General features: G+C 52.1%; 25 protein-coding genes. 18 read left to right on the top strand and 7 right to left on the bottom strand.

Going from position 1 to position 20550, the window contains the following annotated elements; all coding sequences use genetic code 11:
* Positions 1-12: 12 nt before the first annotated feature.
* The 4 genes from ACJHYW_RS10920 to argD all read left to right on the top strand — a co-directional run bounded on the left by ACJHYW_RS10920 (position 13) and on the right by argD (position 2673).
* The gene (locus ACJHYW_RS10920) at positions 13-180 is read left to right on the top strand and encodes a YhfG family protein (protein WP_000736858.1); all 168 of its coding nucleotides are present in this window, start codon (positions 13-15) and stop codon (positions 178-180) included.
* The gene (locus ACJHYW_RS10925; RefSeq protein ID WP_001280629.1) at positions 170-772 is read left to right on the top strand and encodes a putative adenosine monophosphate-protein transferase Fic; all 603 of its coding nucleotides are present in this window, start codon (positions 170-172) and stop codon (positions 770-772) included. Before ACJHYW_RS10920 ends, ACJHYW_RS10925 begins: the two co-directional genes overlap by 11 nt.
* Before the next feature lie 31 nt (positions 773-803).
* Entirely contained in the window at positions 804-1367 is a 564-nt protein-coding gene (pabA, locus tag ACJHYW_RS10930) for an aminodeoxychorismate synthase component 2 (RefSeq protein WP_000601837.1), read from the top strand.
* 85 nt (positions 1368-1452) lie between these two features.
* Positions 1453-2673, top strand: a complete 1221-nt coding sequence (gene argD / locus ACJHYW_RS10935) for a bifunctional acetylornithine/succinyldiaminopimelate transaminase (RefSeq protein WP_000963788.1) — start codon at positions 1453-1455, stop codon at positions 2671-2673.
* Positions 2674-2739: 66 nt separating this feature from the next.
* Here argD and ACJHYW_RS10940 read toward each other — a convergent pair whose 3' ends face one another.
* Positions 2740-4830: a YccS/YhfK family putative transporter gene (locus tag ACJHYW_RS10940; protein WP_001361650.1), complete on the bottom strand. Its 2091-nt coding sequence runs from the start codon at positions 4828-4830 to the stop codon at positions 2740-2742.
* Positions 4831-4880: 50 nt separating this feature from the next.
* The gene (gene crp, locus ACJHYW_RS10945) at positions 4881-5513 is read right to left on the bottom strand and encodes a cAMP-activated global transcriptional regulator CRP (RefSeq protein ID WP_000242755.1); all 633 of its coding nucleotides are present in this window, start codon (positions 5511-5513) and stop codon (positions 4881-4883) included.
* Positions 5514-5814: 301 nt separating this feature from the next.
* Here crp and ACJHYW_RS10950 point away from each other — a divergent pair, with 301 nt between their 5' ends.
* Positions 5815-6219: an OsmC family protein gene (locus ACJHYW_RS10950; protein ID WP_001148908.1), complete on the top strand. Its 405-nt coding sequence runs from the start codon at positions 5815-5817 to the stop codon at positions 6217-6219.
* 54 nt (positions 6220-6273) lie between these two features.
* On the opposite strand, the gene ACJHYW_RS10955 is transcribed toward ACJHYW_RS10950, so the two are convergent.
* The 4 genes from ACJHYW_RS10955 to ACJHYW_RS10970 are packed head-to-tail and all read right to left on the bottom strand — an operon-like array spanning position 6274 to position 10344.
* Positions 6274-7143: a phosphoribulokinase gene (locus tag ACJHYW_RS10955; protein WP_001274680.1), complete on the bottom strand. Its 870-nt coding sequence runs from the start codon at positions 7141-7143 to the stop codon at positions 6274-6276.
* Between the two features lie 53 nt (positions 7144-7196).
* On the bottom strand, positions 7197-7415 hold the full coding sequence (locus tag ACJHYW_RS10960) for a YheU family protein (RefSeq protein ID WP_000907085.1): 219 nt from the start codon (positions 7413-7415) through the stop codon (positions 7197-7199).
* A complete protein-coding gene (locus tag ACJHYW_RS10965; protein WP_000057370.1) occupies positions 7409-8431 on the bottom strand; it encodes a hydrolase in 1023 nt (340 codons plus the stop codon). The genes ACJHYW_RS10960 and ACJHYW_RS10965 overlap by 7 nt, the downstream gene beginning before the upstream one ends.
* Positions 8431-10344, bottom strand: coding sequence for an ABC transporter ATP-binding protein (locus ACJHYW_RS10970; protein WP_061092830.1), 1914 nt, complete (start codon positions 10342-10344; stop codon positions 8431-8433). The genes ACJHYW_RS10965 and ACJHYW_RS10970 overlap by 1 nt, the downstream gene beginning before the upstream one ends.
* A gap of 130 nt (positions 10345-10474) precedes the next feature.
* On the opposite strand from ACJHYW_RS10970, the gene kefG reads away from it, so the two are divergent.
* From kefG to slyD, 4 genes are all read left to right on the top strand, one after another.
* On the top strand, positions 10475-11026 hold the full coding sequence (kefG, locus tag ACJHYW_RS10975) for a glutathione-regulated potassium-efflux system ancillary protein KefG (RefSeq protein WP_001297514.1): 552 nt from the start codon (positions 10475-10477) through the stop codon (positions 11024-11026).
* Entirely contained in the window at positions 11026-12831 is a 1806-nt protein-coding gene (gene kefB, locus ACJHYW_RS10980; protein ID WP_000399156.1) for a glutathione-regulated potassium-efflux system protein KefB, read from the top strand. Before kefG ends, kefB begins: the two co-directional genes overlap by 1 nt.
* Before the next feature lie 9 nt (positions 12832-12840).
* On the top strand, positions 12841-13041 hold the full coding sequence (locus ACJHYW_RS10985; RefSeq protein WP_001007730.1) for a YheV family putative zinc ribbon protein: 201 nt from the start codon (positions 12841-12843) through the stop codon (positions 13039-13041).
* 94 nt (positions 13042-13135) lie between these two features.
* Positions 13136-13726: a peptidylprolyl isomerase gene (gene slyD / locus ACJHYW_RS10990; protein WP_000861334.1), complete on the top strand. Its 591-nt coding sequence runs from the start codon at positions 13136-13138 to the stop codon at positions 13724-13726.
* A gap of 49 nt (positions 13727-13775) precedes the next feature.
* Here slyD and ACJHYW_RS10995 read toward each other — a convergent pair whose 3' ends face one another.
* Positions 13776-13994: a protein SlyX gene (locus ACJHYW_RS10995; protein WP_001153615.1), complete on the bottom strand. Its 219-nt coding sequence runs from the start codon at positions 13992-13994 to the stop codon at positions 13776-13778.
* A gap of 220 nt (positions 13995-14214) precedes the next feature.
* Between ACJHYW_RS10995 and fkpA the strand changes: the two genes are divergently transcribed.
* The 9 genes from fkpA to ACJHYW_RS11040 all read left to right on the top strand — a co-directional run.
* Positions 14215-15027 (top strand): FKBP-type peptidyl-prolyl cis-trans isomerase, encoded by an 813-nt coding sequence (fkpA, locus tag ACJHYW_RS11000; RefSeq protein ID WP_000838261.1) that lies wholly within the window; start codon positions 14215-14217, stop codon positions 15025-15027.
* A gap of 166 nt (positions 15028-15193) precedes the next feature.
* Positions 15194-15916: a transcriptional regulator gene (locus ACJHYW_RS11005; protein ID WP_000091466.1), complete on the top strand. Its 723-nt coding sequence runs from the start codon at positions 15194-15196 to the stop codon at positions 15914-15916.
* Complete coding sequence (tusD, locus tag ACJHYW_RS11010; protein ID WP_001209686.1) at positions 15916-16302, top strand: sulfurtransferase complex subunit TusD; 387 nt, start codon at positions 15916-15918, stop codon at positions 16300-16302. The genes ACJHYW_RS11005 and tusD overlap by 1 nt, the downstream gene beginning before the upstream one ends.
* A complete protein-coding gene (tusC, locus tag ACJHYW_RS11015; RefSeq protein ID WP_000820714.1) occupies positions 16302-16661 on the top strand; it encodes a sulfurtransferase complex subunit TusC in 360 nt (119 codons plus the stop codon). The genes tusD and tusC overlap by 1 nt, the downstream gene beginning before the upstream one ends.
* 7 nt (positions 16662-16668) lie before the next feature.
* The gene (tusB, locus tag ACJHYW_RS11020; protein ID WP_000903381.1) at positions 16669-16956 is read left to right on the top strand and encodes a sulfurtransferase complex subunit TusB; all 288 of its coding nucleotides are present in this window, start codon (positions 16669-16671) and stop codon (positions 16954-16956) included.
* 125 nt (positions 16957-17081) lie between these two features.
* Positions 17082-17456, top strand: a complete 375-nt coding sequence (rpsL, locus tag ACJHYW_RS11025) for a 30S ribosomal protein S12 (protein WP_000246815.1) — start codon at positions 17082-17084, stop codon at positions 17454-17456.
* A 96-nt stretch (positions 17457-17552) separates the two neighbouring features.
* On the top strand, positions 17553-18023 hold the full coding sequence (rpsG, locus tag ACJHYW_RS11030; protein WP_001138043.1) for a 30S ribosomal protein S7: 471 nt from the start codon (positions 17553-17555) through the stop codon (positions 18021-18023).
* Between the two features lie 96 nt (positions 18024-18119).
* Positions 18120-20234 (top strand): elongation factor G, encoded by a 2115-nt coding sequence (gene fusA, locus ACJHYW_RS11035; protein ID WP_000124700.1) that lies wholly within the window; start codon positions 18120-18122, stop codon positions 20232-20234.
* Between the two features lie 70 nt (positions 20235-20304).
* Positions 20305-20550 (top strand): GTP-binding protein (locus ACJHYW_RS11040; protein ID WP_044810207.1); only part of this gene is annotated, 246 nt, incomplete at its 3' end.

The raw sequence follows: 20550 nt of genomic DNA on the forward strand, positions 1-20550 counted from the left end.
GGGAGGCATCAAGTGAAGAAACTCACCGATAAGCAAAAGTCCCGTCTCTGGGAGCTTCAGCGTAATCGTAATTTCCAGGCCAGTCGCCGTCTTGAAGGCGTCGAGATGCCTTTAGTCACTCTTACTGCCGCAGAGGCTTTAGCGCGCCTTGAAGCGCTGAGGAGGCACTATGAGCGATAAATTCGGCGAAGGGCGCGATCCGTATCTTTATCCTGGCCTTGATATCATGCGTAACCGGCTGAACATCCACCAGCAGCAGCGGCTGGAACAGGCCGCTTACGAAATGACGGCGCTGCGTGCTGCGACCATTGAGCTTGGTCCGCTGGTGCGCGGTTTACCGCATTTGCGCACTATCCATCGCCAGCTGTATCAGGATATTTTCGACTGGGCGGGGCAACTGCGTGAAGTTGATATTTATCAGGGCGATACGCCGTTCTGCCACTTTGCTTATATCGAAAAAGAGGGCAATGCCCTGATGCAGGATCTGGAGGAAGAAGGTTATCTGGTTGGCCTGAAGAAAGCGAAGTTCGTCGAGCGGCTGGCGCATTACTATTGTGAAATCAACGTGCTGCATCCCTTCCGGGTGGGAAGTGGTCTGGCACAGCGGATCTTCTTCGAGCAACTGGCGATTCATGCGGGCTACCAACTGAGCTGGCAGGGTATCGAAAAAGAGGCCTGGAATCAGGCAAATCAGAGTGGGGCAATGGGGGATCTCACCGCACTGCAGATGATATTTAGCAAAGTGGTAAGCGAAGCCGGGGAATCTGAGTAAAATAGCGCGGTTCTTTCGTACCGGAGCCGCCATGATCCTGCTTATTGATAACTACGATTCTTTTACCTGGAACCTCTACCAGTACTTTTGTGAACTGGGGGCGGATGTGCTGGTTAAGCGCAACGATGCGTTGACGCTGGCGGATATCGACGCCCTTAAACCACAAAAAATTGTCATCTCACCCGGCCCCTGTACGCCAGATGAAGCCGGGATCTCCCTTGACGTTATTCGCCACTATGCCGGGTGCTTGCCGATTCTTGGCGTTTGCCTCGGTCATCAGGCAATGGCGCAGGCATTTGGTGGCAAAGTTGTGCGCGCCGCAAAGGTCATGCACGGCAAAACCTCGCCGATTACACATAGCGGTGAGGGCGTATTTCGGGGGCTGGCAAATCCACTTACCGTGACACGCTACCATTCGCTGGTGGTGGAACCTGACTCATTACCTGCGTGCTTTGAAGTGACGGCCTGGAGCGAAACCCGCGAGATTATGGGGATTCGCCATCGCCAGTGGGATCTGGAAGGTGTGCAGTTTCATCCAGAAAGTATTCTTAGCGAACAAGGACATCAACTGCTGGCTAATTTCCTGCATCGCTGATTTCTGATTGCTATTAAGTGATTTTTTATGCATATTTTGTGATTATAATTTCACATTGATTTATGCGTAACAGGGTGATCATGAGATGGCAATTGAACAAACAGCAATTACACGCGCGACTTTCGATGAAGTGATCCTGCCGATTTATGCTCCGGCAGAGTTTATTCCGGTAAAAGGTCAGGGGAGCCGAATCTGGGATCAACAGGGCAAGGAGTATGTCGATTTCGCGGGTGGCATTGCAGTTACGGCGTTGGGCCATTGCCATCCTGCGCTGGTGAACGCGTTAAAAACCCAGGGCGAAACTCTGTGGCATATTAGTAACGTTTTCACCAATGAGCCGGCGCTGCGTCTTGGCCGTAAACTGATTGAGGCAACGTTTGCCGAACGCGTGGTGTTTATGAACTCCGGCACGGAAGCTAACGAAACCGCCTTTAAACTGGCACGCCATTACGCCTGTGTGCGTCATAGCCCGTTCAAAACCAAAATTATTGCCTTCCATAACGCTTTTCATGGTCGCTCGCTGTTTACCGTTTCGGTGGGTGGGCAGCCAAAATATTCCGACGGCTTTGGGCCAAAACCGGCAGACATCATCCACGTGCCTTTTAACGATCTTCACGCAGTAAAAGCCGTGATGGATGACCATACCTGTGCGGTGGTGGTTGAGCCGATTCAGGGCGAGGGCGGCGTGACGGCAGCGACGCCAGAGTTTTTGCAGGGCTTGCGCGAGCTGTGCGATCAACATCAGGCATTATTGGTGTTTGATGAAGTGCAGTGCGGGATGGGGCGGACCGGCGATCTGTTTGCTTATATGCACTACGGCGTGACGCCGGATATTCTGACCTCTGCGAAAGCGTTAGGTGGCGGTTTCCCGATTAGCGCCATGCTGACCACGGCGGAGATTGCTTCCGCGTTTCATCCTGGTTCTCACGGTTCCACCTACGGCGGTAATCCTCTGGCCTGTGCAGTAGCGGGCGCGGCGTTTGATATTATCAATACCCCTGAAGTGCTGGAAGGCATTCAGGCGAAACGCCAGCGTTTTGTTGACCATTTGCAGAAGATCGATCAGCAGTACGATGTGTTTAGCGATATTCGCGGTATGGGGCTGTTGATTGGCGCAGAGCTGAAACCACAGTACAAAGGTCAGGCGCGTGATTTCCTGTATGCGGGTGCAGAGGAAGGCGTAATGGTGCTGAATGCCGGGCCTGATGTGATGCGTTTTGCGCCGTCGCTGGTGGTGGAAGATGCGGATATTGATGAAGGGATGCATCGTTTCGCCCACGCGGTGGCGAAGGTGATTGGGGCGTAAATAAGACGCATCAGGCAAAAGATGTCGGATGCGGCGTGAACGCTGTATCCGATGGTTTAGCCTGCATTACGCCTTCGAATCCCGCAACTTGCGACTCAGCCAAATCCCGTGATGCGGTCGCTGACGCCATGCCATCGACGAAATGGTGTGCATGGTGTTCAGATGACCAATAACCCGCTGTAAATGCTGCTCCAGCGTACCTGCCGCGCCTTCGTGCGGCTGCATCTCCGGCGCATCCATGATATTGGCATCGCCAGAACTACCCGGTTCGTCATACTCCAGTCGCTGCTGACAACGCTGAATGGCGATTTCACAAGACTGTAAATACTCTTGTGCCAGTTCCGGTGGCAATGCCCGGTGTTCCCGCGCCAGCGTGGTCATGGCATTAATATGCTCAACAATAAACTGGCTGTGCGTTACCCACAGTTTCATATCTGCCAGATAATGGCTGTTAAACGCCGGTTCCTGCATCGCCTGATTCAATGAGTTATACAGAGTGTTATGCGCCTGATTTACCCGCATTCGCTGCCAGGCCAGTGGCGTAGGTTGCGGGTCCTCGCTCAGAATCAAGCGAATCGCGTCCTGATAGGCTTCTAAAGCGTCATGGGCGTTCTTACGCAATAACCCGCTCTGCCACTGCGGCCACAGCCAGACAGTACCGCCGAAAGCAATTAAACAACCAATAATGGTATCGATAAGACGCGGAAGGATGTACTGCTCACCGTTCAACCACAACAGTTGCAGGGTATACACTGCGGTAATGGTAAAACCGACCGTCGCCCAGCCGTAGTTTTTGCGCAATATCAGGTAGCTGGCGAGGGTGGTAATCAGCATCAAGGTCAGGGTGTAACCTTCGGGAATTTTAAAGTGCAGCGCCACGCCCGCAATGATTAACCCGACCACGGTTCCCACGGAGCGATTCACAATCCTCAGACGGGTTGCGCCATAGCCATTTTGTGTCACCAGCAATACCGTCATCAGGATCCAGTACGACTTCGGCAGATGTAGCGCGGTGCCCATCAGGCTGGCAACGCTTAACATCACACTGAGTCGTCCGGCATTGCGTAGCGACGGAGACTTTAGTGACAGATAACTTTTCAGCGCCGGAAGTAACGGCATTCGCCGCTGTTTATCGGCCAGTAAGTCACGGGCATAGAGCGGTTTTTGGGTGCGCAGCACGCGGGCAATGCGGCTGAAATGCCAGTAGCAGAATTGCCCAACCGGATTATCCGGATGCTGGCGGGCGATTTTTTCCAGTGCGCCAATTTGCTTCTCCATCGTAAAACGCGTCGGCAGGCGATGGTAAAGAATGTCATCAGCCAACACGCGCAGGCGAGCGGCGACGGTTTGCGCATTCCAGCGGATAACTTCTTCCGCATGGCTACGCTCGACCAGCTTTTGCACTTCTTCCGGCTGATGCAAACTGACCGAAATATGTTCCTGCAAATCCAGCGCCTCCTGGAAAATACGTAGCATCCGCTTGTAATCGGTATTATTTTGCGCGGAAAGCATATGCATTTGCTGATAGCACTGAGTAATTAAATCGACCGCTTTTTGCTGGCGCACCAGCAGCGGTGGCAGCGCTTTTTCAGGGTCGGTGTGCTGGGTAAGCAGGCTGTATTTGGCTTCACAGTAATCTGCCAGTTCACGGTACAGCAGACTTAGTGACTCGCGTAGCGGTTGTTCGCGCCAGATCCAGAACCAAAACCAGTTAAACAATCCGTACCACAAAGTGCCCAGCGCATAGATGAGCAACGGTTCCCAGACCGGCATGTATCCCGCCAGACTGAGGGTAAAAATGGCGGCGAGCAGCGATGCGGGAAGCAATTTTGCGTGCAATGGCCCCAGCTCAGCAGTGACGCCAAGTACCAGCGTTAATCCGGTCAGCAAAAAGGGCAGGGGAACATCTTTTGCCAGTAGTAGCTGTGTCAGCAAGCTACAGGTGGCAAACAGCGACGCACCAATGATTAAGCGTTTGAAAAAACGTTTATGAGGCGTATCAAGGCCCGCAATATTGCAACAGGCAGGAACGAGGGAGAAGAGCAGGCCGAATCGTAATTCGCCAAGCATTAACCCAACGGCCACGGGCAAACATAGCACCAGCGTTTGTCGAAGTGCATAGTTGATATCGGGGTGATAAATCAGCCTGCGCCACATCGGGGGAAACAAAATGGCGCGCTACCAGGTAACGCGCCACTCCGACGGGATTAACGAGTGCCGTAAACGACGATGGTTTTACCGTGTGCGGAGATCAGGTTCTGATCTTCCAGCATCTTCAGAATGCGTCCCACGGTTTCACGAGAACAGCCGACAATCTGACCGATTTCCTGACGGGTAATTTTGATTTGCATACCGTCCGGGTGAGTCATAGCATCCGGTTGTTTTGCCAGATTCAGCAGAGTCTGTGCAATGCGGCCCGTCACGTCGAGGAACGCCAGGTTGCCCACTTTCTCTGAAGTGACTTGCAGACGACGCGCCATCTGTGCAGACAAACGCATCAGAATGTCCGGGTTTACCTGAATCAATTGGCGAAATTTTTTGTACGAAATTTCAGCCACTTCACAGGCGGTTTTCGCACGTACCCATGCGCTACGTTCCTGGCCTTCTTCAAACAGGCCCAGTTCGCCAATAAAATCACCCTGATTCAGATAGGAGAGGATCATTTCTTTACCCTCTTCGTCTTTGATCAGCACTGCCACAGAGCCTTTAACGATGTAGTACAGCGTTTCCGCTTTTTCACCCTGGTGAATAAGCGTGCTCTTGGATGGGTACTTATGAATGTGGCAATGAGACAAGAACCATTCGAGAGTCGGGTCTGTTTGCGGTTTGCCAAGCACCATGCGCGGTTATCCTCTGTTATAAGCTTTCTCCAGAGCCAGATAACGCCGCTGTCTCTGGATTGCCGAAATATGCTTCCCGCTACCTGGGAAGGGGCTATCAACTGTACTGCACGGTAATGTGACGTCCTTTGCATACATGCAGTACATCAATGTATTACTGTAGCATCCTGACTGTTTTAGCATAGCTTTCGCTTTGTGTCTCCTGGTGTCTCGCTTCAGCATGACCCAGGTCGCCTTCCGTTGCGCGATTTGGTTAGTACGCGTACTCTGTCAGGAAAATTGACGCAGTGGAGTAGCAAAAATGCAAGCGCGAGTGAAGTGGGTCGAAGGGTTAACTTTTCTGGGCGAATCCGCCTCTGGTCACCAGATTTTAATGGACGGCAACTCAGGCGATAAAGCACCAAGTCCGATGGAAATGGTGTTGATGGCGGCGGGGGGTTGCAGTGCCATCGATGTGGTTTCTATCCTGCAAAAAGGGCGTCAGGATGTGGTCGATTGTGAAGTAAAATTGACCTCTGAACGCCGCGAAGAGGCACCACGCCTGTTTACGCACATTAATCTGCATTTTATCGTCACCGGTCGCGACCTGAAAGACGCAGCGGTTGCGCGTGCGGTTGATCTCTCTGCTGAGAAATATTGTTCAGTGGCGTTGATGCTGGAAAAAGCGGTGAATATTACTCACTCGTATGAAGTGGTTGCCGCGTGATTTAACTATCCCGTTGTGAAGCCGGATAGTATTTTATCCGGCGTAATAGCAGAGTTACTCGATTTTCTTTCCTTCCATCAATCGTTGCACCAGCGGCAGCATAATTAATTCCATTGCCAGACCCATTTTGCCGCCAGGCACCACTAACGTATTGATGTGGGAAATGAATGAGCCTTGCAACATCGCCAGCAGCCAGGGGAAATCGATCCCTTCCAGATTACGAAAATGGATCACCACAAAGCTTTCATCCAGCGACGGGATACCTTTTGCCGCGAACGGGTTTGAGGTGTCGACGGTGGGAACGCGCTGGAAGTTAAGATGGGTGCGGGAAAACTGCGGTGTGATGTAGTTGATATAGTCTTCCATTGAGCGCACTACTGAGTCCATCACTGCTTCTCGTGAGTGCCCGCGCTCGCTGGTGTCGCGGATCAGTTTTTGAATCCACTCAAGGTTAACGATAGGCACCACGCCGACCAGTAAATCCACATGCTGCGCAACGTTATGCTGTGGCGTGACGACGCCGCCGTGTAAACCTTCATAAAACAGTACATCAGTGGGTTCCGGTAAAGGTTGCCATGGGGTGAATGTTCCCGGCACCTGATTCCACGGTACGGCTTCGTCGTACGTATGCAGATATTTGCGAGATTTCCCTTTGCCGCTCTGACCGTATTCAATGAAGGTTTGTTCCAGCAGGCCGAAGTCGTTCGCTTCGGGGCCGAAGTAGCTGATATGCCGCCCGGCGTCGCGCGCTTTGCGGATCGCCATGTCCATTTCCGGGCGGGTGTAACGGTGAAAACTGTCACCTTCCACCTCGGCTGCATGCAGATTTAACTGCGCGAATATTTTACGAAACGCGAGGCTGGTGGTGGTGGTCCCCGCGCCGCTGGATCCTGTTACCGCAATGACCGGATGTTTGGCAGACATAGTAACTCCATGACTTAGCTATCATTATTATCTCGTCCGCCGACGGTTGCAGGTTATTCGCGAAACTGACTGCGCGGCATGATATTGACCGTTTCGTGCAGCTCCGACCATACCAGCACCGCTTCTCCGCACTGTAGCTGGCGTTTGACGTCGGCGACTTTCTGTTCAAGTGTACGCTCATGTTCACCATAATCGGTGCCTTCACGTAACACAAAGCTTTCAATTAAATTTTCCAGCGTTTCGGGGGAGAGGTCTTGCCACGGAATCAACATGATTTCGCCTCCAGATACGTTGTTAACCAGTCAGGAATGCGTGACTCCAGCCACATTTGCGGATGAAGTAATGTACCGCCAATAAAGCCAACATGACCGCCATGTTCAGTCAGCTGATACTCCACCTGCGGGGGGAGACTTTCCGGTTTCGGGATCACCTGATGATCCATAAACGGATCGTCTTTGGCGTGAATAATCAGTGTCGGTTTGGCTATCCGATTGAGCATCGGCATGGCGCTACACTGACGATAATAGTCGATAGCGTCAGCGTAGCCGTGAATTCTGGCGGTGATCAGATCGTCAAATTCACGGATGCGACGTACCGATTTTAACTGCGCGAGATTAATCGGCAGTGTTCCGGGGTAGGCTGCCAGCTTGCGCGCGGCATTGGCTTTTAACAGGTTCAGCAAGTAACGCTGATAAACGCGGGAAAAGCCCTTTTCCATATGATAACTACAGGCTTCCAGCATAAATGGCGCGGAGACAATTACCGCTGCATCAATCGGGAGGTTATTACCTTCTTTTGCCAGCAAACAGGCGAGCATATTACCGCCGAGCGAATAGCCGACGGCAGCCGTTGGCGCATGTCCAAATTCGCGCTGCAGCCAGCGTAAAAACCAGCTGGCGTCTTCGGTTTCGCCCGAATGGTAAATGCGGTGCATACGGTTTGGTTCACCGCTGCATCCGCGAAAATGCATCACCACGCCCAGCCAGCCGCGTTTTTGCGCCGCCTCGACCAGACCGTGGGCGTAAGGGCTATTGAGGCTGCCCTCCAGCCCGTGAAACACCACTAAACGCGGTTTATGGTTCGCCTGGGCAGGGTCTTCACTCCATGCGAGATCGACAAAATCGCCGTCGGGCAACTCCAGTCGCTGCCAGTGCGGGGTGAATTTCACCTTGCGACGAAACAGACGCGGCAGCATGGTTTGTAGATGACAATTGCTAAAGCCGCGCATAGGGGTGAATTCAGCACTGCTGCTGAATTCATTGGCATCGGTCGTCGTTATCTGCGCCATCAGTTGCTTTGGCCTTCTAGCAGCATCTGCTCAAGCTGCTCCTGGGCTTCCAGCCACGCCATTTCGCACTCTTCCAGGCCGGATTTGGCGCTGGCTTGCTGTTGCAGGCAGGCGGTCAACTCCGCTTTACGGCTCTGGTCATACAGTTCGCTGTCGCCGAGTTTCTCTTCCGCCTGCGCCAGTTGCGCGTTCAGCTTCTCCATCTCTTTTTCCAGACGGGCAATCTCTTTACGCAGTGGCTGGGTTTGCGCACGCAGCTCCGCTTCCCGACGCTTCTGATCTTTACGTGCCTGGGCGCTGTTCGCGTTCTCTTTTGGCGCTTCGTCGGCCTGGTTTTCCTGCTTTTGTACGTCGCTCAACCACTGTTGATAATCTTCCAGATCGCCGTCGAACGGTTCGACTTTACGATCGTGAACCAGGTAGAGATCGTCAGTGGTGGAACGCAGCAAATGACGGTCGTGCGAAACGACAACCAGCGCGCCTTCGAACTCGATTAATGCTTCAGTGAGTGCCTGACGCATGTCGAGGTCAAGGTGGTTAGTCGGTTCGTCGAGCAGCAGCAGATTCGGACGCTGCCAGACGATTAATGCCAGCACCAGGCGGGCTTTTTCCCCACCGGAAAAGCGGCCCGTTTCTTCGGTTACTTTATCGCCCTGGAAACCAAAGCCGCCGAGGTAATCACGCAGTTTTTGTTCCAGCTCCTGCGGCGCTAAACGTGCCAGATGTTGAATAGGCGATTCGTCGGCGCGCAGGTATTCAAGTTGATGCTGGGCGAAGTAGCCGAGCTTGATCCCTTTCGCCAGACCAATTTCACCGCTGACTGGCGCAAGTTCACCGGCTAACAGTTTGATTAATGTCGATTTACCCGCGCCGTTGCGGCCTAGCAGACCAATGCGCGAGCCGGGGACCAGATTCAGTTTAATCGAGTCGAGAATAATGCGATCACCATAGCCTGCGCTGACTTTTTCCATCTTTAATAACGGATTAGGCCGGCTTTCCGGCGCGCGGAAGCTAAAGCGGAACGGGTTGTCGACGTGCGCCGGGGCAATCAGCTCCATACGCTCAAGCATCTTAATACGGCTCTGGGCCTGCTTCGCTTTGGTGGCTTTGGCACGGAAACGGTCGATATAACTTTGCAGATGCGCCACGCGTTCCTGCTGGCTTTCGTACATCGCTTGTTGCTGCGCCAGACGGGTGGCGCGCTGCACTTCAAACGAACTGTAGTTGCCGGTGTACTCGAACATGCTTTGTTGTTCGATATGAATAATTTTATCAACGATCGGATCGAGGAAGTCGCGGTCGTGAGAGATCAGGATCAGCGTGCCCTGATAGCTCTTCAGCCATTTTTCCAGCCAGATAACGGCATCGAGATCGAGGTGGTTAGTCGGTTCGTCGAGCAGCAGCAAGTCTGAACGGCAAATCAGCGCCTGGGCAAGGTTAAGACGCATACGCCAGCCACCGGAGAAATCACTTACCGGGCGCTCCAGTTGTTCATTGCTGAAACCGAGGCCGTGCAGCAGGCTGGCGGCACGGGAGCGAATACTCCATGCGTCGATAGCATCCAGCTTGCCATGAATAGTGGCGATGGCGTGCCCGTCGTTACGTTCGTTGGCGTCGTGTAGCTGCGCTTCCAGTTGACGATATTCACGGTCGCCGTCAATGACATATTCCAGCGCCGCTTGCGGTAACGCCGGCGTTTCCTGATTCACCCACGCCAGTTGCCAGCTTCCCGGAAAGGTGTAGCTGCCGCCGTCGGCGCTGATTTCATTTTTCAGCAATGCCAGCAGGGTAGATTTACCACAGCCGTTTTTACCCACCAGGCCGACTTTCTGCCCGGGGTTGATGGTGGCGGTGGCATTATCCAGCAGGACGCGCACGCCGCGACGAATTTGTAACGAGGAGAAAACAATCATAAGGTGCCGTATGTTCAGACTATGTTAACTTATCATTATGATAATGTAATGTATGGGCGAGCTGCCGCACCGGGCGCAATGGTAGCCCAAAACAGCGACTATACACAAAAACCATACCGGGAGGGGGATGATGTCTCAGCCAGCGAAAGTTTTGCTGCTGTATGCCCATCCGGAATCTCAGGACTCGGTGGCAAACCGGGTACTGCTTAAACCGGCCACGCAGCTCAGCAATGTTACCGTGCACGACCTTTATGCGCACTATCCCGATTTTTTTATTGATATCCCCCGTGAGCAGGCATTACTGCGCGAGCACGAGGTGATTGTCTTTCAGCATCCTCTTTATACCTATAGCTGCCCGGCGCTACTGAAAGAGTGGCTGGACCGGGTATTAAGCCGTGGTTTTGCCAGCGGGCCGGGAGGAAACCAACTGGCGGGAAAGTACTGGCGTAGCGTGATTACCACCGGCGAGCCGGAAAGTGCTTACCGTTATGACGCCTTGAATCGCTACCCCATGAGCGATGTTCTGCGCCCCTTTGAACTAGCGGCGGGCATGTGCCGGATGCATTGGTTGAGTCCCATCATTATTTACTGGGCGAGACGGCAAAGCGCACAGGAGCTGGCGAGTCACGCCAGAGCCTACGGTGACTGGCTGGCAAATCCGCTGTCTCCAGGAGGCCGCTGATGGAAGGTTCCGATTTTTTACTCGCAGGAGTGTTGTTTCTCTTCGCGGCGGTGGCTGCGGTGCCGCTGGCATCGCGGCTGGGGATTGGCGCTGTGTTGGGATATTTGCTGGCAGGGATTGCAATTGGCCCGTGGGGGCTGGGGTTTATTAGCGACGTCGATGAGATCCTCCACTTTTCGGAACTCGGCGTGGTGTTCCTGATGTTTATCATCGGCCTTGAGTTGAATCCCTCCAAGCTTTGGCAACTGCGGCGTTCGATTTTTGGCGTAGGCGCGGCACAGGTGCTGTTAAGCGCGGCGTTGCTGGCGGGATTATTGATGCTGACCCATTTCTCATGGCAGGCGGCGGTGGTCGGTGGCATTGGCCTTGCGATGTCTTCAACTGCAATGGCGTTGCAATTGATGCGTGATAAAAGGATGAATCGCAGCGAATCCGGCCAGTTAGGTTTCTCGGTACTGCTGTTTCAGGATCTGGCGGTGATCCCGGCACTGGCGTTAGTGCCGTTGTTGGCGGGTTCGGCAGACGAACATTTCGACTGGATGAAGATCGGCATGAAGGTGCTGGCGTTTGTCGGCATGCTGATTGGCGGGCGCTATTTACTGCGTCCGGTATTCCGTTTTATTGCAGCTTCTGGTGTGCGGGAAGTGTTCACCGCCGCGACGCTGCTGCTGGTGTTGGGTTCCGCATTGTTTATGGATGCGCTGGGGTTGTCGATGGCGCTCGGTACGTTTATTGCGGGTGTGCTACTGGCGGAAAGTGAATATCGCCATGAACTGGAAACGGCTATCGATCCCTTCAAAGGCTTGCTGCTCGGTTTGTTCTTTATCTCTGTCGGCATGTCACTCAACCTCGGGGTGCTTTATACCCATCTGTTGTGGGTAGTGATAAGTGTGGTTGTGCTGGTGGCGGTGAAAATTCTCGTGCTGTATCTGCTGGCGCGATTGTATGGCGTGCGTAGCTCAGAGCGGATGCAGTTTGCTGGCGTGTTGAGTCAGGGCGGTGAGTTTGCCTTTGTCCTCTTTTCTACCGCTTCTTCACAACGCTTATTCCAGGGCGACCAGATGGCGCTGTTGCTGGTGACGGTGACGCTTTCCATGATGACCACGCCGCTGCTGATGAAGCTGGTAGATAAATGGCTATCCCGCCAGTTTAACGGACCGGAAGAAGAAGACGAAAAACCATGGGTCAACGATGATAAACCCCAGGTCATTGTCGTGGGCTTTGGGCGTTTTGGTCAGGTGATTGGTCGTTTGCTGATGGCAAATAAAATGCGCATTACTGTACTGGAGCGGGATATCAGTGCCGTTAACCTGATGCGCAAATATGGCTACAAAGTTTATTACGGCGACGCCACGCAGGTAGATCTTTTACGTTCTGCGGGTGCAGAGGCCGCTGAGTCTATCGTCATTACCTGTAACGAGCCGGAAGACACCATGAAACTGGTGGAAATATGCCAGCAGCACTTTCCGCATTTGCATATTCTTGCGCGAGCGCGCGGACGTGTGGAAGCGCATGAGTTATTACAGGCAGGGGTGACGCAGTTTTCCCGTGAAACATTCTCCAGTGCGTTAGAGCTGGGGCGCAAGACGCTGGTCACGCTTGGCATGCATCCGCATCAGGCACAGCGGGCGCAACTGCATTTTCGCCGCCTGGATATGCGGATGCTGCGAGAGCTCATCCCAATGCATGCCGATACCGTACAAATTTCTCGCGCCAGGGAAGCCCGACGCGAACTGGAAGAGATTTTCCAGCGTGAAATGCAACAAGAACGACGCCAGCTGGACGGCTGGGATGAATTTGAGTAGAGGGTAAAGATGGCAATCCGAAAACGTTTTATTGCGGGGGCAAAATGCCCGGCCTGTCAGGCGCAGGATTCAATGGCGATGTGGCGCGAAAATAATATTGATATTGTTGAATGTGTTAAGTGCGGACATCAGATGCGAGAAGCAGACAAAGAAGCCCGCGATCACGTTCGCAAAGATGAGCAAGTGATCGGGATTTTTCATCCGGACTAGCGATATGCGCCGAGTTTTTTTAAGCTAGTGAGTACACGGCTGCAGAATTCCGCTACAATCTGCGCCACTATTCTTCCCATGCTCAGGAGATATCATGAAAGTAGCAAAAGACCTGGTGGTCAGCCTGGCCTATCAGGTACGTACAGAAGACGGTGTGTTGGTTGATGAGTCTCCGGTGAGTGCGCCGCTGGACTACCTGCATGGTCACGGTTCCCTGATCTCTGGCCTGGAAACGGCGCTGGAAGGTCACGAAGTTGGCGACAAATTTGATGTCGCTGTTGGCGCGAACGACGCTTACGGTCAGTACGACGAAAACCTGGTGCAACGCGTTCCTAAAGACGTATTTATGGGCGTTGATGAACTGCAGGTAGGTATGCGTTTCCTGGCTGAAACCGACCAGGGTCCGGTACCGGTTGAAATCACTGCGGTTGAAGACGATCACGTAGTGGTTGATGGTAACCACATGCTGGCTGGTCAGAACCTGAAATTCAACGTTGAAGTTGTGGCGATTCGCGAAGCGACCGAAGAAGAACTGGCTCATGGTCACGTTCACGGCGCGCACGATCATCACCACGATCACGACCACGACGGTTGCTGCGGCGGTCATGGCCACGATCACGGTCATGAACACGGTGGCGAAGGCTGCTGCGGCGGTAAAGGTAACGGCGGTTGCGGTTGCCACTAATACCGAAAAAGTGACAAAAAAGCGGGGGAATCCCCGCTTTTTTTACGCCTCAATAATGTGGCGGTGGCGTTTCTTCAGCCTGCGACGCGATGTTCGACGGCTGGCTGGCTTTTAGCTTCTCGGTCAGCAGACGCAGATGATCGCGCAGTTTCGCCATCTCCATTTCATGAGCGGTCACCGTGACGTTCAGTTCTTCAATGGTGATTTCCTGAAAAGCCAGTCGGCTCTCCAGCTCTGCCAGGCGTGCTTCCAATGATAAATCCTGCATGATTCACCTCTTTTGTCGAATGGTTGCCGCGGATTCTACTTAACTTTGCCGCCCGAGACAGCACTCATTTCGCGGTCATCGAAACTAATTTAAACAAAAAGAGTCTGAAAATAGATGATAATAGGGCGTGTCTGTATGTAGATTTGTTCGACAACGCTTTATAGTACCCTTCTGATAATAGTTAACCCTGGGGTGAGATGCCCCGATCCTGGAGATATGGATGAAATCACTGTTTAAAGTAACGCTGCTGGCGACCACAATGGCCGTTGCCCTGCATGCACCAATCACTTTTGCTGCTGAAGCTGCAAAACCTGCTACAACTGCTGACAGCAAAGCAGCGTTCAAAAATGACGATCAGAAATCAGCTTATGCACTGGGTGCTTCGCTGGGTCGTTACATGGAAAACTCTCTTAAAGAACAAGAAAAACTGGGCATCAAACTGGATAAAGATCAGCTGATCGCTGGTGTTCAGGATGCATTTGCTGATAAGAGCAAACTTTCCGACCAAGAGATCGAACAGACTCTGCAAGCATTCGAAGCTCGCGTGAAGTCTTCTGCTCAGGCGAAGATGGAAAAAGACGCGGCAGATAACGAAGCGAAAGGTAAAGAGTACCGCGAGAAATTTGCCAAAGAGAAAGGTGTGAAAACCTCTTCAACTGGTCTGGTTTATCAGGTAGTAGAAGCCGGTAAAGGCGAAGCACCGAAAGACAGCGATACTGTTGTCGTGAACTACAAGGGTACGCTGATCGACGGAAAAGAGTTCGACAACTCTTACACCCGTGGTGAACCGCTCTCTTTCCGTCTGGACGGTGTTATTCCGGGTTGGACAGAAGGTCTGAAGAACATCAAGAAAGGCGGTAAGATCAAACTGGTTATTCCACCAGAACTGGCTTACGGCAAAGCGGGTGTTCCGGGGATCCCACCGAATTCTACCCTGGTGTTTGACGTAGAGCTGCTGGATGTGAAACCAGCGCCGAAGGCTGATGCAAAGCCGGAAGCTGATGCGAAAGCCGCAGATTCTGCTAAAAAATAAGCATTAAGAACCGCCGCCTGACCAGGCGGCGGTTTTTTTATTACAGGCCGGATATAATTAGTGCTGGAAAGCGGAACCTCCGCTGTATTAATTTAGTTACCCGCATCATTAATGAGCCTGCCCTGAAAAGTTAACGACAGGCTCCTGAAAAGGAGTGTTTTTTTTCATGTCCAGGTCGCTTTTAACCAACGAAACCAGTGAGTTGGATTTACTGGATCAACGTCCTTTCGACCAGACCGATTTTGATATTCTGAAATCCTACGAAGCGGTGGTGGACGGGTTAGCGATGCTTATTGGCTCCCACTGTGAAATCGTTTTGCACTCTTTGCAGGATCTAAAATGTTCAGCCATTCGCATTGCTAACGGTGAACATACAGGCCGGAAGATTGGTTCGCCAATTACTGACCTGGCGCTACGTATGCTGCACGATATGACGGGAGCGGATAGCAGCGTTTCTAAATGCTACTTTACTCGCGCCAAAAGCGGCGTATTAATGAAGTCCCTGACTATCGCGATTCGTAACCGCGAACAGCGTGTAATTGGTCTGCTGTGCATCAATATGAATCTTGATGTTCCCTTCTCGCAGATTATGAGCACCTTTGTGCCGCCAGAAACCCCGGATGTCGGTTCAAGCGTCAACTTTGCCTCTTCTGTTGAAGATCTGGTTACCCAAACGCTGGAGTTCACCATCGAAGAAGTGAATGCCGATCGCAATGTTTCTAATAACGCCAAAAATCGTCAGATCGTGCTGAATCTCTACGAGAAAGGGATCTTCGATATTAAAGATGCGATCAACCAGGTTGCTGACCGCCTGAACATCTCCAAACACACTGTCTATCTCTACATCCGCCAGTTCAAGAGCGGTGATTTCCAGGGGCAAGATAAGTAATGCGTTTTGCCATCGTGGTGACCGGGCCAGCATACGGTACGCAACAGGCGAGTAGTGCTTTTCAGTTTGCGCAGGCACTGATAGCCGAAGGCCATGAGTTAAGCTGCGTCTTTTTCTATCGGGAAGGGGTCTATAACGCTAACCAATTGACCTCACCGGCAAGCGATGAATTTGACCTTGTGCGCGGCTGGCAACAGTTGAATGCGCAACATGGTGTGGCGCTGAATATCTGCGTAGCGGCAGCGTTACGCCGCGGTATCGTCGATGAAACGGAGGCCGGAAGACAGGGGCTGGCTTCGTCAAACCTTCAGCCGGGATTTACCTTAAGCGGACTTGGCGCGCTGGCGGAAGCCTCGCTGACCTGTGACAGGGTGGTACAGTTCTGATGAAACGAATTGCGTTTGTTTTTTCTACTGCGCCTCATGGTACAGCTGCAGGCCGGGAAGGTTTAGATGCTTTACTGGCAACTTCCGCATTAACTGACGATCTGGCTGTCTTCTTTATAGCTGATGGCGTTTTTCAGCTGCTGCCAGGACAAAAGCCCGATGCAGTGCTGGCGCGTGATTACATTGCCACTTTTAAATTGTTGGGTCTGTACGACATTGAACAGTGCTGGGTTTGTGCGGCTTCACTGCGCGAACGCGGGTTAGATCCGCAGACACCCTTTGTTGTCGAAGCCACGCCGCTCGAAGCAGATGCCTTACGCCGCGAACTCGCCAACTACGATGTTATTTTGAGGTTTTGAGGCGTTTATGCTGCATACATTACATCGTTCACCCTGGCTGACGGATTTTGCTGCGCTGCTGCGTCTGCTCAGTGAGGGCGACGAACTACTATTATTGCAAGATGGTGTAACTGCCGCAGTTGACGGTAACCGCTACCTTGAAAGTCTGCGTAATGCCCCCATTAAGGTCTATGCCCTGAACGAAGACCTTATTGCCCGCGGTTTGACTGGTCGAATTTCGAACGACATCATTCCCATTGACTATACTGATTTCGTCAGACTTACGGTTAAGCACTCCAGCCAGATGGCCTGGTGATGGCGGGATCGTTGTATATTTCTTGACACCTTTTCGGCATCGCCCTAAAATTCGGCGTCCTCATATTGTGTGAGGACGTTTTATTACGTGTTTACGAAGCAAAAGCTAAAACCAGGAGCTATTTAATGGCAACAGTTAACCAGCTGGTACGCAAACCACGTGCTCGCAAAGTTGCGAAAAGCAACGTGCCTGCGCTGGAAGCATGCCCGCAAAAACGTGGCGTATGTACTCGTGTATATACTACCACTCCTAAAAAACCGAACTCCGCGCTGCGTAAAGTATGCCGTGTTCGTCTGACTAACGGTTTCGAAGTGACTTCCTACATCGGTGGTGAAGGTCACAACCTGCAGGAGCACTCCGTGATCCTGATCCGTGGCGGTCGTGTTAAAGACCTCCCGGGTGTTCGTTACCACACCGTACGTGGTGCGCTTGACTGCTCCGGCGTTAAAGACCGTAAGCAGGCTCGTTCCAAGTATGGCGTGAAGCGTCCTAAGGCTTAATGGTTCTCCGTTAAGTAAGGCCAAACGTTTTAACTTAAATGTCAAACTAAACTCGTAGAGTTTTGGACAATCCTGAATTAACAACGGAGTATTTCCATGCCACGTCGTCGCGTCATTGGTCAGCGTAAAATTCTGCCGGATCCGAAGTTCGGATCAGAACTGCTGGCTAAATTTGTAAATATCCTGATGGTAGATGGTAAAAAATCTACTGCTGAATCTATCGTATACAGCGCGCTGGAGACCCTGGCTCAGCGCTCTGGTAAATCTGAACTGGAAGCATTCGAAGTAGCTCTCGAAAACGTGCGCCCGACTGTAGAAGTTAAGTCTCGCCGCGTTGGTGGTTCTACTTATCAGGTACCAGTTGAAGTCCGTCCGGTTCGTCGTAATGCTCTGGCAATGCGTTGGATCGTTGAAGCTGCTCGTAAACGCGGTGATAAATCCATGGCTCTGCGCCTGGCGAACGAACTTTCTGATGCTGCAGAAAACAAAGGTACTGCAGTTAAGAAACGTGAAGACGTTCACCGTATGGCCGAAGCCAACAAGGCGTTCGCACACTACCGTTGGTAATCCCTTCGGAGTTTTAGTCACCAGGCGGGCGCTTCCAGTAAGCAGCCCGCTTTGGGCTACTTAAATTGAACGCCTAAAAGATAAACGAGGAAACAAATGGCTCGTACAACACCCATCGCACGCTACCGTAACATCGGTATCAGTGCGCACATCGACGCCGGTAAAACCACTACTACCGAACGTATTCTGTTCTACACCGGTGTAAACCATAAAATCGGTGAAGTTCATGACGGCGCTGCAACCATGGACTGGATGGAGCAGGAGCAGGAACGTGGTATTACCATCACTTCCGCTGCGACTACTGCATTCTGGTCTGGTATGGCTAAGCAGTATGAGCCGCATCGCATCAACATCATCGACACCCCGGGGCACGTTGACTTCACAATCGAAGTAGAACGTTCCATGCGTGTTCTCGATGGTGCGGTAATGGTTTACTGCGCAGTTGGTGGTGTTCAGCCGCAGTCTGAAACCGTATGGCGTCAGGCAAACAAATATAAAGTTCCGCGCATTGCGTTCGTTAACAAAATGGACCGCATGGGTGCGAACTTCCTGAAAGTTGTTAACCAGATCAAAACCCGTCTGGGCGCGAACCCGGTTCCGCTGCAGCTGGCGATTGGTGCTGAAGAACATTTCACCGGTGTTGTTGACCTGGTGAAAATGAAAGCTATCAACTGGAACGACGCTGACCAGGGCGTAACCTTCGAATACGAAGATATCCCGGCAGACATGGTTGAACTGGCTAACGAATGGCACCAGAACCTGATCGAATCCGCAGCTGAAGCTTCTGAAGAGCTGATGGAAAAATACCTGGGTGGTGAAGAACTGACTGAAGCAGAAATCAAAGGTGCTCTGCGTCAGCGCGTTCTGAACAACGAAATCATCCTGGTAACCTGTGGTTCTGCGTTCAAGAACAAAGGTGTTCAGGCGATGCTGGATGCGGTAATTGATTACCTGCCATCCCCGGTTGACGTACCTGCGATCAACGGTATCCTGGACGACGGTAAAGATACTCCGGCTGAACGTCACGCAAGTGATGACGAGCCGTTCTCTGCACTGGCGTTCAAAATCGCTACTGACCCGTTTGTTGGTAACCTGACCTTCTTCCGTGTTTACTCCGGTGTGGTTAACTCTGGTGATACCGTACTGAACTCCGTGAAAGCTGCACGTGAGCGTTTCGGTCGTATCGTTCAGATGCACGCTAACAAACGTGAAGAGATCAAAGAAGTTCGCGCGGGCGACATCGCTGCTGCTATCGGTCTGAAAGACGTAACCACTGGTGACACCCTGTGTGACCCGGATGCGCCGATCATTCTGGAACGTATGGAATTCCCTGAGCCGGTAATCTCCATCGCAGTTGAACCGAAAACCAAAGCTGACCAGGAAAAAATGGGTCTGGCTCTGGGCCGTCTGGCTAAAGAAGACCCGTCTTTCCGTGTATGGACTGACGAAGAATCTAACCAGACCATCATCGCAGGTATGGGCGAACTGCACCTCGACATCATCGTTGACCGTATGAAGCGTGAATTCAACGTTGAAGCGAACGTAGGTAAACCGCAGGTTGCTTACCGTGAAACTATCCGCCAGAAAGTTACCGATGTTGAAGGTAAACACGCGAAACAGTCTGGTGGTCGTGGTCAGTATGGTCATGTTGTTATCGACATGTACCCGCTGGAGCCGGGTTCAAACCCGAAAGGCTACGAGTTCATCAACGACATTAAAGGTGGTGTAATCCCTGGCGAATACATCCCGGCCGTTGATAAAGGTATCCAGGAACAGCTGAAAGCAGGTCCGCTGGCAGGCTACCCGGTAGTAGACATGGGTATTCGTCTGCACTTCGGTTCTTACCATGACGTTGACTCCTCTGAACTGGCGTTTAAACTGGCTGCTTCTATCGCCTTTAAAGAAGGCTTTAAGAAAGCGAAACCAGTTCTGCTTGAGCCGATCATGAAGGTTGAAGTAGAAACTCCTGAAGAGAACACCGGTGACGTTATCGGTGACTTGAGCCGTCGTCGTGGTATGCTCAAAGGTCAGGAATCTGAAGTTACTGGCGTTAAGATCCACGCTGAAGTACCGCTGTCTGAAATGTTCGGATATGCAACTCAGCTGCGTTCTCTGACCAAAGGTCGTGCATCATACACCATGGAATTCCTTAAGTATGATGAAGCGCCGAGTAACGTTGCTCAGGCCGTAATTGAAGCCCGTGGTAAATAAGCCTAAGGGTTAATACCAAAGTCCCGTGCTCTCTCCTGAAGGGGAGAGCACTATAGTAAGGAATATAGCCGTGTCTAAAGAAAAATTTGAACGTACAAAACCGCACGTTAACGTTGGTACTATCGGCCACGTTGACCACGGTAAAACTACTCTGACCGCTGCAATCACCACCGTACTGGCTAAAACCTACGGCGGTGCTGCTCGTGCATTCGACCAGATCGATAACGCGCCGGAAGAAAAAGCTCGTGGTATCACCATCAACACTTCTCACGTTGAATATGACACCCCGACCCGTCACTACGCACACGTAGACTGC

This window comes from Escherichia sp. WS3063, from assembly GCF_046486595.1.
In the GTDB taxonomy this organism is placed as follows: domain Bacteria; phylum Pseudomonadota; class Gammaproteobacteria; order Enterobacterales; family Enterobacteriaceae; genus Escherichia; species Escherichia coli.

Excerpts from the sequence above, each read along its gene's own strand:
- ACJHYW_RS10925 (WP_001280629.1), top strand. The coding sequence starts at position 170 with ATGAGCGATAAATTCGGCGAAGGGCGCGATCCGTATCTTTATCCTGGC.
- pabA (WP_000601837.1), top strand. The coding sequence starts at position 804 with ATGATCCTGCTTATTGATAACTACGATTCTTTTACCTGGAACCTCTAC.
- argD (WP_000963788.1), top strand. The coding sequence starts at position 1,453 with ATGGCAATTGAACAAACAGCAATTACACGCGCGACTTTCGATGAAGTG.
- ACJHYW_RS10940 (WP_001361650.1), bottom strand. The coding sequence starts at position 4,830 with ATGTGGCGCAGGCTGATTTATCACCCCGATATCAACTATGCACTTCGA.
- crp (WP_000242755.1), bottom strand. The coding sequence starts at position 5,513 with ATGGTGCTTGGCAAACCGCAAACAGACCCGACTCTCGAATGGTTCTTG.
- ACJHYW_RS10950 (WP_001148908.1), top strand. The coding sequence starts at position 5,815 with ATGCAAGCGCGAGTGAAGTGGGTCGAAGGGTTAACTTTTCTGGGCGAA.
- ACJHYW_RS10955 (WP_001274680.1), bottom strand. The coding sequence starts at position 7,143 with ATGTCTGCCAAACATCCGGTCATTGCGGTAACAGGATCCAGCGGCGCG.
- ACJHYW_RS10960 (WP_000907085.1), bottom strand. The coding sequence starts at position 7,415 with ATGTTGATTCCGTGGCAAGACCTCTCCCCCGAAACGCTGGAAAATTTA.
- ACJHYW_RS10965 (WP_000057370.1), bottom strand. The coding sequence starts at position 8,431 with ATGGCGCAGATAACGACGACCGATGCCAATGAATTCAGCAGCAGTGCT.
- ACJHYW_RS10970 (WP_061092830.1), bottom strand. The coding sequence starts at position 10,344 with ATGATTGTTTTCTCCTCGTTACAAATTCGTCGCGGCGTGCGCGTCCTG.
- kefG (WP_001297514.1), top strand. The coding sequence starts at position 10,475 with ATGTCTCAGCCAGCGAAAGTTTTGCTGCTGTATGCCCATCCGGAATCT.
- kefB (WP_000399156.1), top strand. The coding sequence starts at position 11,026 with ATGGAAGGTTCCGATTTTTTACTCGCAGGAGTGTTGTTTCTCTTCGCG.
- ACJHYW_RS10985 (WP_001007730.1), top strand. The coding sequence starts at position 12,841 with ATGGCAATCCGAAAACGTTTTATTGCGGGGGCAAAATGCCCGGCCTGT.
- slyD (WP_000861334.1), top strand. The coding sequence starts at position 13,136 with ATGAAAGTAGCAAAAGACCTGGTGGTCAGCCTGGCCTATCAGGTACGT.
- ACJHYW_RS10995 (WP_001153615.1), bottom strand. The coding sequence starts at position 13,994 with ATGCAGGATTTATCATTGGAAGCACGCCTGGCAGAGCTGGAGAGCCGA.
- fkpA (WP_000838261.1), top strand. The coding sequence starts at position 14,215 with ATGAAATCACTGTTTAAAGTAACGCTGCTGGCGACCACAATGGCCGTT.
- ACJHYW_RS11005 (WP_000091466.1), top strand. The coding sequence starts at position 15,194 with ATGTCCAGGTCGCTTTTAACCAACGAAACCAGTGAGTTGGATTTACTG.
- tusD (WP_001209686.1), top strand. The coding sequence starts at position 15,916 with ATGCGTTTTGCCATCGTGGTGACCGGGCCAGCATACGGTACGCAACAG.
- tusC (WP_000820714.1), top strand. The coding sequence starts at position 16,302 with ATGAAACGAATTGCGTTTGTTTTTTCTACTGCGCCTCATGGTACAGCT.
- tusB (WP_000903381.1), top strand. The coding sequence starts at position 16,669 with ATGCTGCATACATTACATCGTTCACCCTGGCTGACGGATTTTGCTGCG.
- rpsL (WP_000246815.1), top strand. The coding sequence starts at position 17,082 with ATGGCAACAGTTAACCAGCTGGTACGCAAACCACGTGCTCGCAAAGTT.
- rpsG (WP_001138043.1), top strand. The coding sequence starts at position 17,553 with ATGCCACGTCGTCGCGTCATTGGTCAGCGTAAAATTCTGCCGGATCCG.
- fusA (WP_000124700.1), top strand. The coding sequence starts at position 18,120 with ATGGCTCGTACAACACCCATCGCACGCTACCGTAACATCGGTATCAGT.